This window comes from Actinomadura vinacea (assembly GCF_039532545.1).
GTDB classification, from domain to species: domain Bacteria; phylum Actinomycetota; class Actinomycetes; order Streptosporangiales; family Streptosporangiaceae; genus Spirillospora; species Spirillospora vinacea.
In genome coordinates, this window is the sequence record NZ_BAAARW010000012.1 from 350,490 (window position 1) to 368,607 (window position 18,118).

The 18,118-nt window shown below is 66.6% G+C and carries 22 protein-coding genes; 7 read left to right on the forward strand and 15 right to left on the reverse strand.

The features are described from left to right. Positions 1 to 38: 38 nt before the first annotated feature. The 4 genes from ABD340_RS16915 to ABD340_RS16930 all read right to left on the reverse strand — a co-directional run bounded on the left by ABD340_RS16915 (position 39) and on the right by ABD340_RS16930 (position 6,147). A complete protein-coding gene (locus ABD340_RS16915) occupies positions 39 to 3,266 on the reverse strand; it encodes an ATP-dependent helicase (protein WP_344589922.1) in 3,228 nt (1,075 codons plus the stop codon). A 261-nt stretch (positions 3,267 to 3,527) separates the two neighbouring features. Further along, entirely contained in the window at positions 3,528 to 3,836 is a 309-nt protein-coding gene (locus ABD340_RS16920) for an MGMT family protein (RefSeq protein WP_344589923.1), read from the reverse strand. Positions 3,837 to 4,001: 165 nt separating this feature from the next. Beyond that, complete coding sequence (locus ABD340_RS16925; protein ID WP_344589924.1) at positions 4,002 to 5,366, reverse strand: S8 family serine peptidase; 1,365 nt, start codon at positions 5,364 to 5,366, stop codon at positions 4,002 to 4,004. 1 nt (position 5,367) lies between these two features. Continuing rightward, positions 5,368 to 6,147, reverse strand: a complete 780-nt coding sequence (locus ABD340_RS16930; RefSeq protein WP_344589925.1) for a hypothetical protein — start codon at positions 6,145 to 6,147, stop codon at positions 5,368 to 5,370. Between the two features lie 270 nt (positions 6,148 to 6,417). Here ABD340_RS16930 and moeZ point away from each other — a divergent pair, with 270 nt between their 5' ends. Continuing rightward, positions 6,418 to 7,599 carry an adenylyltransferase/sulfurtransferase MoeZ gene (moeZ, locus tag ABD340_RS16935; RefSeq protein WP_344589926.1) on the forward strand — a complete coding sequence of 394 codons (1,182 nt, stop codon included), beginning with the start codon at positions 6,418 to 6,420 and terminating at the stop codon, positions 7,597 to 7,599. A gap of 54 nt (positions 7,600 to 7,653) precedes the next feature. Here moeZ and ABD340_RS16940 read toward each other — a convergent pair whose 3' ends face one another. The 3 genes from ABD340_RS16940 to ABD340_RS16950 all read right to left on the reverse strand — a co-directional run bounded on the left by ABD340_RS16940 (position 7,654) and on the right by ABD340_RS16950 (position 8,832). After that, the gene (locus tag ABD340_RS16940; protein WP_344589927.1) at positions 7,654 to 8,130 is read right to left on the reverse strand and encodes a Fic family protein; all 477 of its coding nucleotides are present in this window, start codon (positions 8,128 to 8,130) and stop codon (positions 7,654 to 7,656) included. Positions 8,131 to 8,166: 36 nt separating this feature from the next. Then, positions 8,167 to 8,424: a hypothetical protein gene (locus ABD340_RS16945; protein WP_344589928.1), complete on the reverse strand. Its 258-nt coding sequence runs from the start codon at positions 8,422 to 8,424 to the stop codon at positions 8,167 to 8,169. 108 nt (positions 8,425 to 8,532) lie between these two features. Beyond that, positions 8,533 to 8,832 (reverse strand): hypothetical protein, encoded by a 300-nt coding sequence (locus ABD340_RS16950; RefSeq protein ID WP_344589929.1) that lies wholly within the window; start codon positions 8,830 to 8,832, stop codon positions 8,533 to 8,535. Between the two features lie 196 nt (positions 8,833 to 9,028). Between ABD340_RS16950 and ABD340_RS16955 the strand changes: the two genes are divergently transcribed. Then, a complete protein-coding gene (locus ABD340_RS16955) occupies positions 9,029 to 9,886 on the forward strand; it encodes a helix-turn-helix domain-containing protein (RefSeq protein WP_344589930.1) in 858 nt (285 codons plus the stop codon). 2 nt (positions 9,887 to 9,888) lie between these two features. Next, positions 9,889 to 10,143, forward strand: a complete 255-nt coding sequence (locus ABD340_RS16960; RefSeq protein WP_344589931.1) for a DUF397 domain-containing protein — start codon at positions 9,889 to 9,891, stop codon at positions 10,141 to 10,143. Here ABD340_RS16960 and ABD340_RS16965 read toward each other — a convergent pair. Beyond that, positions 10,090 to 10,476 carry a hypothetical protein gene (locus ABD340_RS16965; RefSeq protein ID WP_344589932.1) on the reverse strand — a complete coding sequence of 129 codons (387 nt, stop codon included), beginning with the start codon at positions 10,474 to 10,476 and terminating at the stop codon, positions 10,090 to 10,092. The two genes, ABD340_RS16960 and ABD340_RS16965, sit on opposite strands and share 54 nt — an antisense overlap. 407 nt (positions 10,477 to 10,883) lie before the next feature. On the opposite strand from ABD340_RS16965, the gene ABD340_RS16970 reads away from it, so the two are divergent. The 4 genes from ABD340_RS16970 (at position 10,884) to ABD340_RS16980 (ending at position 13,499) form a co-directional block, all read left to right on the forward strand. Continuing rightward, positions 10,884 to 11,273 (forward strand): hypothetical protein, encoded by a 390-nt coding sequence (locus ABD340_RS16970; protein ID WP_344589933.1) that lies wholly within the window; start codon positions 10,884 to 10,886, stop codon positions 11,271 to 11,273. Positions 11,274 to 11,650: 377 nt separating this feature from the next. Continuing rightward, positions 11,651 to 11,998 carry a Scr1 family TA system antitoxin-like transcriptional regulator gene (locus ABD340_RS47965; RefSeq protein WP_425547380.1) on the forward strand — a complete coding sequence of 116 codons (348 nt, stop codon included), beginning with the start codon at positions 11,651 to 11,653 and terminating at the stop codon, positions 11,996 to 11,998. A gap of 3 nt (positions 11,999 to 12,001) precedes the next feature. After that, positions 12,002 to 12,196, forward strand: a complete 195-nt coding sequence (locus tag ABD340_RS16975; protein ID WP_344590707.1) for a DUF397 domain-containing protein — start codon at positions 12,002 to 12,004, stop codon at positions 12,194 to 12,196. Between the two features lie 184 nt (positions 12,197 to 12,380). Further along, entirely contained in the window at positions 12,381 to 13,499 is a 1,119-nt protein-coding gene (locus tag ABD340_RS16980) for a hypothetical protein (RefSeq protein ID WP_344589934.1), read from the forward strand. Positions 13,500 to 13,800: 301 nt separating this feature from the next. Here the strand turns inward: ABD340_RS16980 and ABD340_RS16985 are convergent, their stop codons facing one another. Genes ABD340_RS16985 through ABD340_RS17015 form a run of 7 tightly spaced genes read right to left on the reverse strand, consistent with a single transcriptional unit; the run spans position 13,801 to position 17,867 of the window. After that, on the reverse strand, positions 13,801 to 14,154 hold the full coding sequence (locus tag ABD340_RS16985) for a hypothetical protein (RefSeq protein ID WP_344589935.1): 354 nt from the start codon (positions 14,152 to 14,154) through the stop codon (positions 13,801 to 13,803). A gap of 44 nt (positions 14,155 to 14,198) precedes the next feature. After that, positions 14,199 to 14,804 (reverse strand): hypothetical protein, encoded by a 606-nt coding sequence (locus ABD340_RS16990; RefSeq protein ID WP_344589936.1) that lies wholly within the window; start codon positions 14,802 to 14,804, stop codon positions 14,199 to 14,201. Beyond that, positions 14,791 to 15,453 (reverse strand): hypothetical protein, encoded by a 663-nt coding sequence (locus tag ABD340_RS16995; RefSeq protein WP_344589937.1) that lies wholly within the window; start codon positions 15,451 to 15,453, stop codon positions 14,791 to 14,793. Before ABD340_RS16995 ends, ABD340_RS16990 begins: the two co-directional genes overlap by 14 nt. A gap of 7 nt (positions 15,454 to 15,460) precedes the next feature. Next, the gene (locus ABD340_RS47970; RefSeq protein ID WP_425547382.1) at positions 15,461 to 15,805 is read right to left on the reverse strand and encodes a YbaB/EbfC family nucleoid-associated protein; all 345 of its coding nucleotides are present in this window, start codon (positions 15,803 to 15,805) and stop codon (positions 15,461 to 15,463) included. 37 nt (positions 15,806 to 15,842) lie between these two features. After that, entirely contained in the window at positions 15,843 to 16,223 is a 381-nt protein-coding gene (locus tag ABD340_RS17005; RefSeq protein WP_344589939.1) for a YbaB/EbfC family nucleoid-associated protein, read from the reverse strand. Then, a complete protein-coding gene (gene mycP / locus ABD340_RS17010; RefSeq protein ID WP_344589940.1) occupies positions 16,220 to 17,479 on the reverse strand; it encodes a type VII secretion-associated serine protease mycosin in 1,260 nt (419 codons plus the stop codon). The genes ABD340_RS17005 and mycP overlap by 4 nt, the downstream gene beginning before the upstream one ends. Next, positions 17,376 to 17,867: a hypothetical protein gene (locus ABD340_RS17015; RefSeq protein WP_344589941.1), complete on the reverse strand. Its 492-nt coding sequence runs from the start codon at positions 17,865 to 17,867 to the stop codon at positions 17,376 to 17,378. The genes mycP and ABD340_RS17015 overlap by 104 nt, the downstream gene beginning before the upstream one ends. Between the last annotated feature and the right edge of the window lie 251 nt (positions 17,868 to 18,118).

The window sequence follows — 18,118 nt, forward strand, 5'->3', positions numbered from 1 at the left end:
GCCCTCACCCTCCCCCGCCCCGGCCCTGGAACGCCGCGTCACGGACCGACCTGCCCGCCCTCGTCGTGGACGGGGCAGCAGGACCGTACGGGGCAGGTCCGACACTTGTCGTTGGCGCGCGCCTGGAACACGTCGCTGGCCATGCCGGTCGCCACGACCTCGACGAGCTTCTTGGGCCACTCGGGGTCGGCGTCGTCGCCCGGCGGCGGCTGCTCCTGCTCGCGCGCCTTCGCGGTGAACGCGGCCTTCCCGACCTGGATCAGCTTGGCGCCGCCCGGCTCGATCAGGCCGTGCCGCTCGAACGCGCCGAGCATCACCGCGTACTGGTACACGCCGAGCTGCGGGTGCCGGGCCAGGTCGTCCTTGGGGACGGCGGTGCTGGAGGTCTTGATGTCGATGATCACGGCGCGGCCGTGCTCGTCGCGTTCGGCGCGGTCGATGCGGCCCTTGATGACGACCCGGCCGAGGTCGACCTTGAACGACTCCTCCAGCGCGACGACCTCGTTGGGGTTGTCGCGGTGCCAGCCGAGGAACCTGTCCACCATCGCGGTGGCCTGCTCGCGCTGCTTCTCCGAATACCAGGAGCTGCGGAACTCCAGGTCGGTCCAGATGTCGTCGAGGCGGCGGGCGAGGTCGACCTCGGTGACGCCGTCGTCGGCGCCGGCCATCTCCGCCACCGCGTGCACGACCTTGCCCATGGTGGCGAACTCGTTCGGCCCGCCCTCCTGCGCGCCGACCGCCGAGGCCAGCAGCCAGCGCAGCCCGCAGGTGGTGAACGCCTCGACCTGGGACGGCGAGATGGTGATCTGCTCGTCCTCGCCGAACGCGGGACCGGAGTCGGAGAGCGCGGTGATGGCGTACCAGTTCTCCGGACGGGCGCCGCGCACCCCCGCCCGCGCCAGCCGGGCCAGGTGCCCCGCGGCGGCGCGCCGCATCGGCTCCGGACGGGACGGGTCGCCCGCGACCGAGCGCAGGTCGGCCACCAGCGCAGGCAGCGACAGCCAGCGGGTCTTCTCGTCGAGCTGGGACCGCTCGATCGCACCGGGCAGCAGCTCGTTGAGGAACCGGGAGGGGCGCTCCTCGGAGTCGTCGCCGCCGACCGCGGTCACCACCAGGCGGTGCCGGGCGCGGGTCACGGCGACGTAGAACAGGCGGCGCTCCTCGTCCATCATCTTGGCGGACATCGACGCGCCCGCCGCCGCGGCGCTGCCGCCGCCGTCCCGGCCGCCGGCGCGGGCCAGGGCCTCGGCGTGCGCCTGCGCCTCGCGCTCCAGCTCGCTGCCCGCCGACAACTCGACCAGTTCCTCAATGCCCAGCAGCGAGCCGCGCAGCCGCAGGTCCGGCCACACGCCCTCCTGGACGCCCGCGACCACGACCACGTCCCACTCCAGGCCCTTGGACCGGTGCGCGGTCAGGATGCGCACCGCCTCGCCCTGCGGGGCCTGCTCGGCCAGCGTGTCCCCGGCGATCTCCTGGGAGGCGACGGTGTCGACGAACAGCTCGGGCCCCGCCTGCGGCAGCCGGTCGACGAAGCGGGCGGCGTGATCGAACAGCGCGACGACCGCGTCGAGATCGCGGTCGGCGGCGGCGCCGCGCGTCCCGCCCCGGACGCTCTGCTCCAGCAGCTCGTCGGCGAGCCCGCTCTCCCGCCACACCGCCCACAGCACGTCCTCCGCGGTGCCCCCGCCCTGCGCGCTCTCCCGGGCCAGCTCGATCAGCCGGGCGATGCGCTCGGCGGGGGCGCGCACCTTCTCGTGGACGGGGACCAGCTCGCGCGGGTCGTCGACCGCCGCCACCAGCAGCTCGCTCAGCGAGCGGTGCCCGCCCGACAGGTCCTCCAGGTCGCGCAGCGCCCGCTTGAGCCGCCGCATGCCGAGCGCGTCGGCGCCGCCGAGCGGGCCGGTGAGGAGGTCCTCGACGATCAGCTCGTCCAGGTAGCCCTTCTTCAGCGCCGCGCGCAGCAGCACCAGGAGGGGCCGCACGGCGGGCTCGGCGATCAGCGGCACCTCGTCGCCCGCCACGACCACGGGCACGCCCGCCTGGGCGAGCGCGCGCCGCAGCATGGGGACCTGCCGCACGGCGCTGCGCACCAGCACCGCCATCCGGGACCAGGGCACGCCGTCGAGCAGGTGCGCGCGGCGCAGCTCGTCGGCGACCAGCGCCGACTCCTGGCTCTCCGAGTCCGCGATCACAGCCCGCACCTCGTCGCCGATCGCGTCGCCGGCGGCCTCGGGGGGTTCCACGGGACGCAGCGCGCGGTGCTCGGCGGCCGGCACCCCGGCGGGCAGGCGGCGCGCGATCCGCCGGGACGCCTCCAGGACCTCCGGGCCCATCCGGCGGCAGTCGCGCAGCGCCACCACCGGGGCCGGGTCGCCGTCGATGGTCGGGAACCGCGCCGGGAACTCCAGGATCCCGCGCACGTCGGCGCCCCGGAACCCGTAGATCGACTGGTCGGGGTCGCCCACCACCACCAGGTCGCGGCCCTCCCCCGCCAGTCGGCTGAGCAGCGCCTCCTGGGCGGGGTCGGTGTCCTGGTACTCGTCGACGAACACCGCGTCGTAGGCGTCCCGCTCGCGGTGCAGGGCGTCCTCGTCGGCCGCGAGCAGCCCCGCGGCCATGTGGATCAGCTCGGCGTAGTCGTAGGTCTGCACCGGGTCGACGGCGAACCGCTCCGCGTAGCGCTCCATGAACCGCCCGATGGCGGTCCAGTCGTCGCGGGCCTGGGTCCGTCCGACCGTGACCAGGTCCTCGGGGAGGTAACCGCGCTCGGCGGCGCGCAGGGCGAAGTCGCGCAACTCCTCGGCGAAGCCGCGGGTCGCCAGCGCGGGGCGCAGCCGCTCGGGCCAGTCGCGCGCCCCGTCGGCCAGCTCGCCTTCCAGCAGCCGCCGCACCTCCAGCAGCTGCTCGGGGCCCGACAGCAGGCGCGGCGGGGGCTCCTCGTTCAGGACGGCGTCGCGGCGCAGCAGCGCGTAGGCGTAGCTGTGGAACGTCAGCGCCAGCGGCGTGCGGGTGGTGCGGCGCAACCGTCCGGTGATGCGCTCGCGCAGCTCACCGGCCGCCTTCCGGCTGAAGGTGAGGACCAGCACCCGCTCCGGGTCGACGCCGCGGCGCTCGATCCGGTCGACCACCGCCTCGACGATCGTGGTCGTCTTGCCGGTGCCCGGCCCGGCGAGGACCAGCATCGGACCGCCCGCATGCTCGACGACCCGCCGCTGCCGCTCGTCGAGGACCGGCGGGACGGCCCGCGCGGGACCCACGCGGCGCACGAGACGGTAGGAGGCTGGTGGCACAACATTTCATTGGAGCAGATCACCGGGCCTGCTCTGACCACATCCGCCGCATGTCGCAGATGAGACGCCCGATACGAAACCGCGACGCGACGATCCGTGGACGCCCGGTGACGTCCCGTGCGACTCAGCGGACACCGAGCAGCGCTCCGGTGCCGGCGTCCACCGAGATGATCCGCGCGCGGCCACCGCGGTGGGTCGAGCGGGTGCGAGACGGGCCGTCCCCGCCGACGCCTCCGCTCAGGAACGGCCGTCCCAGCGGGCGAGGCGCATGTCCACGCGGCGGCCGTCCGGACGCATCGGGGTCCCCTCCGCCCGGTACTCCTCCAAGGCGCGGACCTCGTGCCCCGACAGCAGGCCGCCGTCGGCGCGGATCACCCGCCACCACGGCACGCCGCCGCCGTACAAGGACATCACCCGGCCGACCTGGCGCGGGCCGCCGCTTCCCACCATTTCCGCCACGTCGCCGTACGCCAGGACGCGGCCGGGCGGGATCCGCTCGACCGCGTCCAGCACGGCCTCGGCGTAGTCATCAGGATCCGCTCCCATCCACCGATTCTGACGCCCCGCCCTGCACCTCCGCCACCGGGGGCACGCCGCGGCGCGGGCGCCTCAGCGCGAGCCGGAGCGAACAGCCGATCGCGGCCAGGCCCGCGAGGATTGGCCGACGAGTCTCGTAACGATCACGACGGCAGGTCCGGAACCGCGCCCAGGTCACTGGGGCCGGCGCGGCCCGTCAGGAGGCGGTGCGTTCCAAGGGCTGATGTCGTGCGCCGTGCGCGGCGGCCCGTTCGGCGGCGGCGCCCGCCAAGGATCGGGCGCCCCCCAGGGACCCGCCGGACCGCGCGGCGCCGTCGCGGCCAGGGCGAGGCCCGGCTGGAGGGCATTGCGGGGGTGGCGGCGGGCCAGGGTGATCGCGATGGCGAGGGCCGCCACCGCGCCGGCCACGCCCACCGTCGTCACGATCACGATCACGGCGGTCACCCAGCCGGGCCGCTCGATGACGTTCACCGGCCCCGGATCGGCCGGCCCGAAACGCTGCCCGGCCGCTTTCCCGGCCGCGCCCGCGCGCGGCCTGGTCAGCCCGTCGGCCGCCGAGAGGGCGCGGGCCGCGTTCACCTCGCCGAAGCCGACCCCGGGGTCGTAAGTACCGCCCGGGCCGTGCTTGGTGCCCTGGATGAGCGCCTGCGCGACCAGGGTCGGGGGCATCTTGGGATGGCGCGACCGGATCAGCGCCGCGATCCCCGACACCAGGGCGGACGAGTCGCTCGTCCCGTCGGTCAGGAAGTACTCCCCGCCGGGAGCGGCCACCGGCAGCCCCGAGCCGGGAGCCGAGACGACCACCGAGTAGTTCCGGTTGGAGAACCCGGCCCGGCCGTGCCGCGCATCAGTGGCGGCCACCCCGATCACACCGGGAAAGGACGCCGGGTAGGAGTACGGGGCGAACCCGTCGCCGTCCAGCCGCCCCCGCTTGTCGCCGTCGTTGCCGACCGCCGAGACCACCACCACGCCCTTGCCGATGGCGTGCCCGATGGCCGCGCGCTCCTCCGGGTTGACGTCGTTCTTGCCGAGGGAGAGGTTGATGACGTCGGCGCCGTTGTCGGCGGCGTACCGGATGCCCCGCGCCACCGAGTCATCGGCCTGCGGGGACGTCCGGTAGGCGGCGTAGCCGGCGTCCTCCTGCTCCGCGATGGACCGGATCCCCAGGATCTTCGCCTCCGGGGCGATGCCCATGACCCCGTCCCGGCCGCCGGGGCCGTGCCCGTGCCCGGCGATCAGCGAGGCCATCCCGGTGCCGTGCAGCCGCGCCGGACGGGTGCCAGCGTCGATGCCCTCCAGCATGTTGGGGCCGTTGATGACCGAGCCGGCCAGGTCGGCCTGCCGGGCGTCCACGCCGGAGTCCACGACGGCCACCGTCACACCGGCCCCACGGGTGGTCTTCCACGCCGTCTCGACCTCCAGCGTGGCCATCACCGACCGCTGGCGGGCCCGCACCTCGTCGGCGTGCGCGACGGGCGCCAGGCCGGGGACGGCGACGGCCGCCAGCAGCACCGCGGCAGCGAGTCTGCGCAGACGCACCTCAGCACCGCCATTCGCGGCTGGAGCAGTCCGGCAGGGCCTGCTGGGACAGCGGCCGGGCGATCCCCCGCGCCAGCTGCGGCGCCAGCGCGTACGGGTCACCGGGATGCTCCTTGGTCACGGCGGCGGCCGGGCGCCCGTCGGCGTGGCCCGAGGTGGTCAACATCACGTACGGGCCGCCGCGGTCGGCGGTTCGGTCCATCCGGGCGGCGTCGATGAACCGGGCCGAGGGCGTCCCGGGAAACGAGACGGCGCGCAGCGCGGGCCGCACCCCGCTGGACCGGTCGGGCAGCACCGCGGACGGCAGCTCGCGGAACGCCCGGTCCGCCCGCCAGGCGTCCGCGAAGGCGACCACGCCGACCGTGACCACGACGCCCTGGAGCTGGTCGGCGTAGGTGGCGCGGAGCACGGCGCGGCAGCCGTGCCGGCGCAGCACCGCGGAGATCTCGGGATCGACCGCGCCCTGGCAGGTCGTCTGGGGGGCGACGCCCAGCCGGGACGCGAACTCGCTCCTGCCCCGGCCCAGCGAGTACCCGACCCGATCGGGGAAGATCTTCCCGGCGGGCCAGGCCTGCCAGCGCCGCGCCACCTCCGCGTTCGCGGCGCGCTGCAGCTCGGCATTGGTCGGCTCGCGGTTCAGCGCGGCCCACGCGCCGGTGAGCGCCACCACGCTGACCATCAGGTAGCAGCAGCCGAGCACCGCCGCCACGACCATCCACTGCCGAGCACGAAGGCCCAGCACGGTCGCCGCGACCACGGGCCGAGGCCCGAGTCCGGGCACGACCGCGGTCGTCGGATCCGCCGCAGGGCCCGGCGGCTGGGAATTGGGAGGCAAGAACGCCACAACCGTCAAGATTAGCTGCGGTTTGCCCCGATGCGCCCTGTCGTCAGGGTCATCAGTCAAGAGACTCGTCCCGGTCGCACATGCTGACGTGCGGCTTAGCCGGGCACGGGGTTCGGGAATGCGCGGCGGCATGGCAAGGTTGTGCGGTGAGGGGACGATGAGGTCCTGCCCCCGTCACAGCCGAGCGTCAGCACAGGAGCACCCACAGTGTCGTTGCCACCTCTGGTCGAGCCCGCAGCGGAGCTCACCCGCGACGAGGTCAACCGTTACTCGCGACACCTGATCATTCCGGACGTCGGGATGGCCGGGCAGAAACGGCTCAAGAACGCCAAGGTCCTGTGCGTGGGCGCGGGCGGCCTCGGCTCCCCCGCCCTGATGTACCTGGCCGCGGCCGGAGTGGGCACGCTCGGCATCATCGACTTCGACGTCGTGGACGAGTCCAACCTGCAGCGCCAGGTCATCCACCGGCAGTCGTCGCTGGGCAAGCCGAAGGCCGAGTCGGCCGCCGACACCGTCCGCGAGATCAACCCGCTGATCGACGTGGTGGTGCACAACACCTCACTCGACCGCGACAACGTCATGGACATCTTCGGCCAGTACGACCTGATCGTCGACGGCACCGACAACTTCGCCACCCGCTACATGGTGAACGACGCCGCCGTCCTGCTCGGCAAGCCCTACGTCTGGGGCTCCATCTACCGCTTCGACGGCCAGGCGTCCGTCTTCTGGGCCGAGCACGGCCCCTGCTACCGCTGCCTCTACCCTGAGCCCCCGCCCCCCGGCATGGTCCCGTCCTGCGCGGAGGGCGGCGTCCTCGGCGTGCTGTGCGCGTCGATCGGCTCCATCCAGGTGAACGAGGCCATCAAGCTGATCGCCGGCATCGGCGACCCGCTGGTCGGCCGCCTGATGATCTACGACGCCCTGGAGATGAACTACCGCCAGGTCAAGGTCCGCAAGGACCCCGAGTGCCCGCTGTGCGGCAAGAACCCCACGCAGACCGAACTGCTCGAGGACTACGAGGCGTTCTGCGGCGCGGTCTCCGACGAGGCCGCCGAGGCCGTGAAGGACTCCACCATCTCGGCCACCGAGCTCAAGTCCATGCAGGACCGCGGCGACGACATCTTCCTGGTGGACGTCCGCGAGCCCAACGAGTACGAGATCGTCGCCATCCCGGGCGCCACCCTCATCCCGAAGGGCGAGTTCCTGAACGGCAGCGCCCTGGAGCGCCTCCCGCAGGACAAGAAGATCGTCCTGCACTGCAAGTCGGGCGTCCGCAGCGCCGAGGCCCTGGCCGTGGTCAAGAGCGCCGGCTTCTCGGACGCCGTCCACGTAGGCGGCGGCGTCCTGGCCTGGGTCAAGCAAATCGACCCGTCCCTCCCGTCCTACTGACCCGCAGGACGCGGCCCGATCGCGGCCCGGTAACGGCTCCGGGCGGCGATCGGGTCAGCCGCTTGTCGACGGGTCCACGTCGGGATGGCACGACCGCAAGAACGCGAACATCTCCGTCGCGTCCCGCGTGCGGTAGAAGTCGACCATCTTCGTGTTGAAGTCAAGGCGCCGAGCGGCCGGAACACTGATCGCGTCGATACCGTGCGACATCAAGAGCCCGTTCATCATAGAACGGCCTGTCCGCTTGTTGCCGTCAAAATAGAACCGCTGTAGCGCCGCAAAAAGGAAGTAGGCGAGGGCCTGCTCGAACGGATGATCGACGTATGCATCGATGGCTTCCAAGCCGCGACTGTGGATACGGCGCAGATTCGCTCCGCCGGACTCGGTCTCCGGTGGCATGTATCGCCCGTGCTCTCCGAGGTTCACGCCAGGCGTGAGGGTCAGCGCCCCTTCGCCACGGAAGTGACCGGCCTCAAGGGCCTCATCGCGGGCGATCAGCAGCTGCAGATAGTCCGAGGTGGGCTTGTCCATCCAGAACTCTCCGGATTTCACCACACTGACGAGTTGCTACGCGGCCTCGGCGAGATTGATCACTTGCCGTTCATCACTGACTTTACGGCCGCCGACGGTGATCCCCTCCATCAGCGTCTGCACTTCAGGAAATGTGAACGGGTTACCTTCGAGGACCGCGGCGTCCCATACGTACTCGGGCAATGAGCGCTGGTATCGCCAGGCAGCACGCTCCACCGAGTGCTCCGCGATCCCCGACTTCGCCCCCGCCCGATCCCAAGTGAAACCGAGGGCCTCTTCCAGACGCTCATTCACCGCCCTTCCTCCCCGGTCATCACATCATCTCCATGCCGACAGCATCGCGGTTCAGCAGCGAACCAGAGCGGCCCCGGAGCCACCGGTTCCGGGGCCGCTCCTTCAGCCTCACACAAGCCAGACCAACTCCGAGCCGGTCCTCCGCGAAGCGCTGTCCACACTCTGCCACTTGGAGAGACCCGCACCTGACGGCAGAACTGTCATGACGTGCCCGCCGGGCAGCGCCATGCCGTAGGCCACGACCTCGCGCACCGGCTCGTCGTTGTCGTCGTCGTACTCCTGCACCAGCGCGAACATGCGCGCCACCGCACCCCCGGCCAACTCGGCCACCTCAGCGGCGGCCCGGCTCCCGTCCGGGTCGTCGACGTGGTAGACAGACGATGGTTCGGACTCGTGGATGCCATCCATCAGGGTGCTCCCTTCCGAGCAACCGGGCCGGGACGCCTCCGCCACCACGCGCTCAGCGTCCCGGCCCCTCTTTCCGACCTAATTGATAACTCTCTGCACTTGGATCCGCACAGTCGGTATAGTTTCAGTCCGCAACGCGTACCACAAGTTGCCTGAGCCAACTAGCTCATGATTTTTCTGAGGAGGGAACACGGAGATGGCCGCCGCGCTACAACGTTCGACCCTGCGCTCCCAATGGCTAGGACAGGAGCTTCGACAACTACGCGACGCCAAAGGGATCTTGCTCAAGGAGGCCGCCGAATACCTCCAGCGCGACACCGGAACGCTCAGCCGGTACGAGACCGGCTTCTACCCGATCCGGCGTCCCGACCTGCTGGCACTGCTCGACCTGTACAGCGTCTCCGACCCCCAGCGCCGAGAAGCACTCCTCAAACTCAGCCAGGACGTCTGGCAGAAGGGTTGGTGGGACGGCTACGCGCAGGACGTGGCGGGCTCCATGATCGACTTCGTCTGGCTAGAAACACGGGCCACCCACATCCGCTCGTTCGCCGCGATGGTGGTGCCTGGCCTGCTTCAGATTCCTACGTACGCGGAGAAGCTTCTCCAGATCAACGATCCAGGAGCGACGCCCGAGCAGGTCGAACGCTGGCTCGAGCTGAGGATGACCCGTCAGCAAGTGCTTGACGGCGAAACCCCGCCCCGCCTGTCGGTGGTACTGGACGAGGCAGTCCTGCACCGTAAGATCGGCACCCCACAGACCATGGCCGCCCAACTTCACCACCTGGGCCAATGCTCGACCAAGCCCACGATCGACATTCGAGTCTGCCCCTTCCGCGCGGGCACACCCGCCAGCACACACGGCGCCTTCACCATCTTCCAGCTGCCCGCCCAGTTCCCCGAGGTGGCATATGTGGAGACGATGGCAGGCGGCCTCTACGTCGAGTCACCCGACACTGAACGCTTCCTCCGGACATACGATGTACACACGACCAATGCCCTCGGACCAGCAGATTCCATCGAGCTCATCTCAGCGATAGCAGCGAAATGGCAGTGAGCATGTCAGAGAAGAACGAAGCACTCGCCCCCGAGGAACGAGCGCGCATTGCCTGGCACATCAGCACCTACAGCCCCGACCACGGCGGCAGTTGCGTCGAGGCTGGCCCCCTGAACGACGGCACCGAACGCGTCGCCGTGCGCCACAGCCACCATCCCGACGCCGAAGTCATCATCTACACCCGCCCCGAATGGGAAGCCTTCCTAGCCGGCGTCCGCAACGGCGAATTCGACTTCTTCCCCCCACCCCAACTCTGACGCCACGCTGATCCTATCAGTCCAGATTCTGGGCACTGGGCCGCCGCCAGAGCAGGAATCCTTCCCGAAGACCATGACCCAGACAACAACAACATTGCCCGCACGAATGATCATTGCCAGTCGGCCATCAGATTCGTTGTACCAACAAGAAGCAGATGCCTTGACGTCAAGTGGCTGACATTTCCGTCCTGCGGTGACGTCGAAATACATTTTCTTAGAGATCTGCTGGTCGATGGCATAGCGGTGCGCGGCAGGGCCGCGGTTCAACTCGGCCTCCAAGCGGCCGAACTGCGCATCATCCAGCCGCGGCTGCGGGCGCAGCGTGGTTTCCACGGCCACCGAGGAAGATCTTGCACGGCGAAGTCTCCCGCGGAGTTCGGTCTTGAGAAGTCGTGCCGATTCCTCTGACTACCCCAATGCCCGCACCGATCCAGGGTCTCGATCACCTGCGCAGCGGTCTGCAGGTCTCCCGCCGTCGTCCCGGCCGGGCTGGCCGCCCATGGCCTCCAACGCGATCCACCTGCCCTCCGCTGACCGGTGATGGGCACGCCACCGCGGGTGCGCTGCACCCGCGAACTGGCGTTCTACTGCTGCTACGCGCCCGGCCCGGTGCCTGTAGCGGCGCACTGCCGACAACGGTCTTCTATCCGTGTGCGGAACTAGTTCTTGCCACCTCCCACCTCACCTGGACAGTCACAGGAGAAGGAAGTTCTAAAAACCAAGCCCTTGGAGATAAACTCATGCTCGCACTGCCGTTCGGGCACGACAACACCTCGCCGGGGACGGCGCAAATCGTCCACCTGCCCGACGCCCAACGCATGTCGGAAGACCTGATCTGGCAGCTTCTGGACAAGGCAAATGACCTGAGCCGCGCCATGCGCGCCCAGGCATATGTGGTCATTTCGAACATGATCGAATTCGCCGATTGCCAAAGCAACCCGAGGATCAACGTGGCCTTCCGAAACGATTGGGACGTACTGCAGATCGAGGCGGCCCTGATTGATGGCACGAGGGTGGACGGCCACGCCGAGCACTACCTAATGGTGCTGAAGGGCCTGGGTGCGGAAGCATTCGAGATCAGCAGTACTGGCGAAGGGACCACGCACATCAAGCTCAAGCTTTATAGCTAGGCGCGAATAGCCGTCGATGCACCGAGCCGAAACGGTCACCAACCGCGGACCGGCTAGACTCCTTTACGAGGAGTACAGCCGGTCCGTTTTACGTTCAGCGCCCCCGCCGGGGGGACGCACGGCAATCTCCAGCCCGATCACGTCATCTACGAGGGCGCCGGCCTCGCAGTGGTCAGCCGGTTGCCCGAGGTCGAACTGCCTGCTCATAAGCAGCTCGAACCTGCCGTAAAGGTTCAGATGCGACCAGAACAAGGCAGACAGGCCTCGCGTTTTAGAGTGCGGGGTCGCCGGAGGCGCCCTGGTAGCCCAGGCCGACCCGGGCGATGCCCCTACGCACCTGTCGTCCTGCGCCGCCAGGGGTAGCTACCCCGCAGACCATGACAGCTCAGCTTCGCCATCTCACCCAGTGCTCCACCAAGTCGGCCATCAACATCCAGGTCGTCCCCTTCCGCACGGGAACACCGGCAAGTACCTGCGGGACCTTCACGATCTTCGAGACGCCCGCCCCGTTCCCGGAGGTTGCGTACACAGAGTCGATGGCAGGCGCCATATACGTCGAACCACCCGAGACCGAACGGTTCGTTCGAGCTTACGATGGACAAGAGCATGGCCCTCGGGCCAACCGAATCTGCCGACCTGATTTCAGCGACAGCAGAGGAATGGCAGTAAGCATGTCAGAGGCAGCCGAAGAACTCAGCCCTCAAGAGCTTGCCCGCGTCTCCTGACACATCAGCACCTACAGCTCTGACGGCGGAGGCAACTGCGTCGAAGCAGCCCCCCTCAACGACGGCACCGAACGCGTCGCCGTACGCCACAGCCACCACCCCGACGCCGAAACCATCATCTACACCCGCCCCGAATGGGAAGCCTTCCTATCCGGCGCCCTCACCAGCGAATTCGACTTCTTCTCCCGACCTCTGTGAGGCACGCCACCTGCAGTCGGCGGTCGCTTGCACATCCTCATCGACACCTACATCACCACATGGAAGCAAGACGTGTGCGCCTTCACCTGTAGCTTTGGCCGCCCTTTTAAAAGCTAGGCTGTCTCGCATGGTCGATGGTGCTCCCCTCGCAGACTTAATCCAGGAAGGCCGTCCCAGTCCCGCGGTGCCCGCGCGGGTCGGCGACCACGACGTCCTGATGGAGAGAGGCTTCGTCGGGGCTTTCGTGTACCAGATCCGCGGCGACCGGGTCTTGGTGGTCCATGCCAACAAGGGCTACCGCGACGACGTCGTCGCCGCGCTGCTGGACGCCGTGGACGATCTCGCGGACGCCGACGACCTCGGTTCGATCGTTCGGCTGCGCCCGATACAGGTCCCGGGGTTCGCGCTGGACCGGGCCGCCCTGCTCGGTCCCGGGCACACCCACTTCTTCAAGAACACGCCGTTGGCCGACCGCGGGATGCAGGTCATCCCGGTGCATCGCTCTGAGACCGTCGATGGTGAGGAGTACGAAGCCTTCTGGCCGGGCGTCATCGGCAAGAACCTGGCCGTCCGGCACCACGACTGGACCCGCGAGCCGTCACCGAGGGCCGATGTGCGGCACTTGGACGATGGGGCAGGTGGCCTGTACCGGCGCAACCGTCACAGCCGCAGGAGTTCGAAGCCCGCGCTGGTGCAGGCGAGGACGGTGTTGCAGCGGGATCTGCCCGTCCTGCCGGACGATGTCCGGCTGTCGGTCATGGACGTGCGCGGCCGCGATCTGCGGCTGCACCGCGAGTGGGATCGGCTGCGCGGCACACTCCAGATCCCAGGTAAGGCCGAGGTCATCGATGTGGACATCTCTCGGCTTTCTGCGTGGGAGGTCTTCGGCCCGCTGTTCGGAGGCGCCGACTTCGAGCCCGCCGCGTTGGAGGCGCAGCGGCCGCCCGAGCACATGCTGATGATGCGTGTGAACGACCGCGAGCGCCGGCGCCACGACGGTGACGACCACCCGACCTCCCTGGAGGAATGCCTGCGCTGGCTGGACGCGCTTGCCCCCCTCGACGGCAACTACCTGGTCTTTGCCGGAAGGTCGGAAGGCGTCGTCCAGATGAGGTGGCAAGGGCCCGGCGAGCCGAGGCTCTGGCTGGAGACGCCCGAGCCCGCCCACCGCCGTTCCCGAGGCGGCTACGTGACGCGCGACGAGGCCGCGACCATGGTCCGGACCCTGGCCCGCGAGGACCGCGTGGCCGTGGACGACCTGGGCGATCTGGAGACCGTCACCTGGGACCCCGGCACCGGCTGAACCGCTCCCCGTTTCGCAGGCACACGCCATTTCTGTCAGGTATGCCACCGCCCCAGGCGTCACTGAGCGTTCGTCAGGAATCTGGTTGCCCCGTGTGATGGCGGGCGTCTTCGTGAGGGGCGTCCTCGCCCTTTGGGCGGGCCCGTCTGCGGCGGAGGAAGGGGAACCAAAACGCGGTGAACAGGGCGAGGCTCAGGCACCTCGGCAGTCGGTGGTCTCGGGCAGGCCGCATTCCAGAGCAGGATCAGCGGGCCGGCGAGAACTGATGATCCCGGCCGCAAACCGATACCCGTATGTACCATCAAGATGGCGGGTTAACGATGTCTCCGGGAAGGGTACGTGCCGGCCCGACATCAGAAACCCTGCGCTCGGTCTCGTCTTCGGTTCCGGCATAAACGTCGGCGACCTTGTAGACTGAATCCCGCACCGCGATCAGCCCAGTGGTCGCTTCGTTCATCTTCTCATGAGCGACATTGCGCATGCGCACGTAGGCATCACGAGCACCTTCTCCACAGATGCCAAGGGCATTGACCTCGAGTATGGCGTTATAAATATCGGCAGCCGCCCCCGCCCACAAGTTGACAGCATCATTGATTTTGTCGCCACTCCGCTGGATGGCTGAAACATCAAACTTACTCTCATCCTTGTTTCCCATTTCCACATCCTTCCCTTGGTCAGAATTGTGAAATAACGATCCCATCAGTCCAAACTCTGGACGATATCGTTTGCTATGCGTTGACCTGACCCAGGACGCTGTGCCGCCATGAGACCAGGAGAGTTCGTCCCGAAGACCGTGGACCAGACAACAACGTTGCCCTTTCTGATGACCACGCCCAATCGACCATCGGGATCGTTGTACCAGCACGAATCAGATGCCTTCACGTTAAGCGGTTGGCACTTTTGTTTTGCAGTGAATCCAGAGTAGACTTGCTTGGAGTATTTAAATCTATCGCCGTTGGTCGGCCTCTTCTTCTGAGCAAAAACTGAAGCGTGAAGACGCCCTTCCTTCTCCCCCTCCTCTCGCCCGGACTGATTGTCCCATTCGCATTCCGGGGTGGCAATGTTCTTGGTCTTGGATGTCCGACTCCCCTGCGTCTTTCCAACCAGAAAATCGGCCGTGGCACCACTGATGAGCTTGCATGGATCCGGGATGACGACGCCGGAATCCACCAGGTCCGAACCATTGTTCCCGCCACCGAAGCCCGCGCATGCACTGATTCCCGCGAGCGCCACCAATACCAAAGACACTCCAAATGAGCGGATCACATTCTTTTGAGCATTAGCAGGTATCCTATTTTGGATCATAAGACCACTTATTCCTATCAATGACGTCCTGCGGAAACTCGCCAGGCCTGCGAATTTGAGCCACCTGCCCGGCGATTTCGGCAATCTTTCCTTGTTTGGCCGCCAACGCTTTTTCTAGTGACGATCTTCGCGACATACTATTTTTAACAAATTGGACGAGTATAGCCGAAAGCCCATCCGTACTCTTTTCTGGGTCGATTCCTGATACTTTTTCCAGGACCGCACCCATATGCTCTACCGCGTCATTATAACCTTGGACCGCATCATTATAGAGATCGATCAACTGATTTGCTGCACTAAAGAGGGCATCTCTATTGGCCTCCGTCACTTTAGTCACATTAAATCGCATATATTTTTCGAATGAGTCGTAGCCATCACCATTCCATTTTACGTCGAGGGCATACCAGGCGAAATCGATGAACTCTATCGACGCCTGCAACTTATTCGATGCAGCGTACCAGCCTTCGGCCACTTTGAGGATCGACTTTCCATTTGGCTCCATCTTGCGGATATATTCGAGCTCTTCTTTCACCTCATTAGCCAGTGCCACATATTTGGCCATCCGAACCAAAGATGAAGCGCCATATTCAGGATAGGCTTGTGCAGTTTCCGGTGAGCTGCGTTCTCCAGCAGACGGCTTGGGTTGCATATCTCTCCTATTTCCTGTTGACGGATTTACTGATATCTCGGAGCCCGTGCTCACGGATCAGCTGGATCTTATCTTTCGCTTCATTGATCGCGCAAAGCACTCGGTCGCCAAGCCTTGCCGGATCCGTCGTCCTAACATCATCTACATTAAACTTGACGTCCTGCAACTCTCCATTCCCATCGACTATCACGGCGCCCAGACCGGGCTCAATTCCCTGTACCACTCCCTTCTTCGCCAAACTCGAGTCGAGGTGGCGCACCCGAGTGGCGAACTCGTCAACTGCGTCTGCGGTCACCCGCATCTGACGCTCCAAGCGCATGATCCGATCGGCAGCGAGATCACGCTGTTGCATGATTGAGAAACGGTTGCCACTCCGGGGAGTGCTCACATCACACTTCCTGCGTGAGGGGGGCGGGTGGGGCACCAGCACCTTCAAGGTCGGCGAACACCTTGGCCTTCGCGGCTTCGCGAAGCCTGCGTGCGCGTGCGCGCGCGATGCCGACCGTCGCCACGACGGATGCTCCCAGCCCGTAAATATGCGGGTCCCGTAGCGCGTCAGGCGCTATTACGAGTTCCACAATCTCCTCCATGCCATTGATTCTGACTCGTACATGTCCATCCTTAGCTTCTACGGTGAGGACCTTCTGTCGCAATGCCCGTTCCAGCCGCTCGAATCGGCGTCGCATCTCCGCTACTTTAGCTTCCAATCTTACAATTTTATCTTCTTCGCCCTGCGGTCCAATGGAGTCAGATTCGTCAACGACCGTCACGTTGTCTCTTTCGTTTTCTCAGTTTCAGACTGGGACTGCATATGGAAAGGTGATGGTCGGGATCGGGCGCGCCGTCGGGTGATGACGACGACAACAACCGCTCCTCCTATCCCAACAAACAGGAGCGCGCCCACTGCCATCCCGATTTGGATCATCTGCGTGCGGAGGGGAACCACGTCTGGGGTGACCTCCTGCGTGCGCGTGGGAAGCGGGTGCAGGGCACGCTCACGACGGGACCGTTCCCAGGCTTCGTACACAGGGTTGGGCGTGCTGGCGGAGATCTGCGCCGTCAATGCCTCGTACGGACGAACCGCGCCGAAGCCAGTCTTGATGTCGCGGCCTTTTGGAGCGACGTCGTTGGCAGTGGCGGTGATCCTACGCAGCACCTCGCGTGCGGGCATCTGCGGATACTTAGAGCGGATCAGAGCGATGACTCCGGATACAAGTGCCGTAGCCAGACTGGTTCCGCGCAAATCCTTCTCAATATATCCTTTCGGCGCGAAGGACTCGGCCCTAAGCGAGGTGATCTCCACGCCGGGGGCCGCAACCGCGACATAGGATTGCGGTTGAGAGTAGTGGTCTGGCCGGCCTTTCTTGTCAACCGAACCGACGGCAAGAACTCCAGGGCACGCGGCCGGTTGCAAAGGCGCGTTCCGGTCATGAATATTGTTGCCCGCTCCGGCCACAACGATGACATCGCGTTGGAGGGCTTCGTCAACGGCGGCCTGTCGCTGCGGATCGCAGACGAGTCCTGTATCCGAAGGCGCCGCCAACGATATATTGATCACCTTGGCACCCTGTTGCACAGCCGACCTGATCGCCTTGGCCATATTTTCAGCCGACCCGGATCCATTTGTTTCATTGTTCATCCGGATCGAAAGAATGCGAGACTCTGGCGCGACTCCGACCATGCCGGCACCTTGGCCATGCGCCGCAATCAATCCAGCAAGATTGGTGCCATGCTGGCGTGCACCAAGATCTTTGAGGCCGTTCGTGCCACCCCCTAGAGTGTCACCGCCGGGTAGGATATTGCCGTCCAAGTCGGGCAGTTGGGCATTGACTCCACTATCGAGCAATGCAGTGGTGACGCCCCTGCCTCGAGTGATGGGCCAGACCTTCTCTTCTATCTGCCACTGACGCAGCCACCATTCCTCACTGCGCGGCTTTGGGATCGTCACCAGAGCCGGTGTGGTCATGGACGAGGCCATCAAGCAGATCATCGAGATCATCGTCCAGCGCCGCATCTTCCACTTCATCGGCACTGCGTACCTCCTCGTCGAGATCAACGATCTCGAGATCCAGCTCCGCCTCTAGTTCGTCCAGCAGCTCATCCAGATCATCTTTCTCGACCGGCTCCTCAGACATCCGCGGCTTCTCGGAATCGGTCTCAGGGCGCTGATCGACGTGTTCAGATCGAATCTGGCGCTCTTCGTTTCGGCGTGTGGGCTTCAGCTCTCCGATGACCGATGGTGCCCATTCTTCAGCGTCGGCTCCCCAGATGTCCCGGTCTTCAGCGAGCCATGTCGAACGTTCGCGCTCCTCCTCCGACCCGCCCGGGCCACCCGGGCCGCCGCCGATCACGTTGCCGCCCGGGCCTATGAGCCCTGTGGGGCCTACCTTGGTGCCGCGTCCGAATGTCCCCATGCCGCCTTGCGAGAGCCCTCGACCGGCCCCGCCTCCCACGGGTTTTTGAGGCACCATCCCCGAAGGCGGCAGTGTGAGTCCCCCAGCGCCTCCGCCGCCTGCAGCCCCGGGCGCCCCGGTGGGAGGTGCGCCAAGCCCTGGATTGTTCCCAGGCGCCGGCGGCATGCCCGACGGTGCCGATGCCAAGTCAGTGCCTATCAACCCCGGCGCATTGCCCTGTCCAGAGCCCCAGCCGGCACCCCTCGGGTCAT

Bases quoted from the DNA above. Each gene is read 5' to 3' on its own strand.
- ABD340_RS16920 (WP_344589923.1), bottom strand. From the start codon at position 3,836: ATGGGAGCGGATCCTGATGACTACGCCGAGGCCGTGCTGGACGCGGTC.
- ABD340_RS16940 (WP_344589927.1), bottom strand. From the start codon at position 8,130: ATGGACAAGCCCACCTCGGACTATCTGCAGCTGCTGATCGCCCGCGAT.
- ABD340_RS16950 (WP_344589929.1), bottom strand. From the start codon at position 8,832: ATGGATGGCATCCACGAGTCCGAACCATCGTCTGTCTACCACGTCGAC.
- ABD340_RS16955 (WP_344589930.1), top strand. From the start codon at position 9,029: ATGGCCGCCGCGCTACAACGTTCGACCCTGCGCTCCCAATGGCTAGGA.
- ABD340_RS16960 (WP_344589931.1), top strand. From the start codon at position 9,889: ATGTCAGAGAAGAACGAAGCACTCGCCCCCGAGGAACGAGCGCGCATT.
- ABD340_RS16970 (WP_344589933.1), top strand. From the start codon at position 10,884: ATGCTCGCACTGCCGTTCGGGCACGACAACACCTCGCCGGGGACGGCG.
- ABD340_RS47965 (WP_425547380.1), top strand. From the start codon at position 11,651: ATGACAGCTCAGCTTCGCCATCTCACCCAGTGCTCCACCAAGTCGGCC.
- ABD340_RS16985 (WP_344589935.1), bottom strand. From the start codon at position 14,154: ATGGGAAACAAGGATGAGAGTAAGTTTGATGTTTCAGCCATCCAGCGG.
- ABD340_RS16990 (WP_344589936.1), bottom strand. From the start codon at position 14,804: ATGATCCAAAATAGGATACCTGCTAATGCTCAAAAGAATGTGATCCGC.
- ABD340_RS16995 (WP_344589937.1), bottom strand. From the start codon at position 15,453: ATGCAACCCAAGCCGTCTGCTGGAGAACGCAGCTCACCGGAAACTGCA.
- ABD340_RS47970 (WP_425547382.1), bottom strand. From the start codon at position 15,805: ATGCAACAGCGTGATCTCGCTGCCGATCGGATCATGCGCTTGGAGCGT.
- mycP (WP_344589940.1), bottom strand. From the start codon at position 17,479: ATGAAGTGGAAGATGCGGCGCTGGACGATGATCTCGATGATCTGCTTG.
- ABD340_RS17015 (WP_344589941.1), bottom strand. From the start codon at position 17,867: ATGGGGACATTCGGACGCGGCACCAAGGTAGGCCCCACAGGGCTCATA.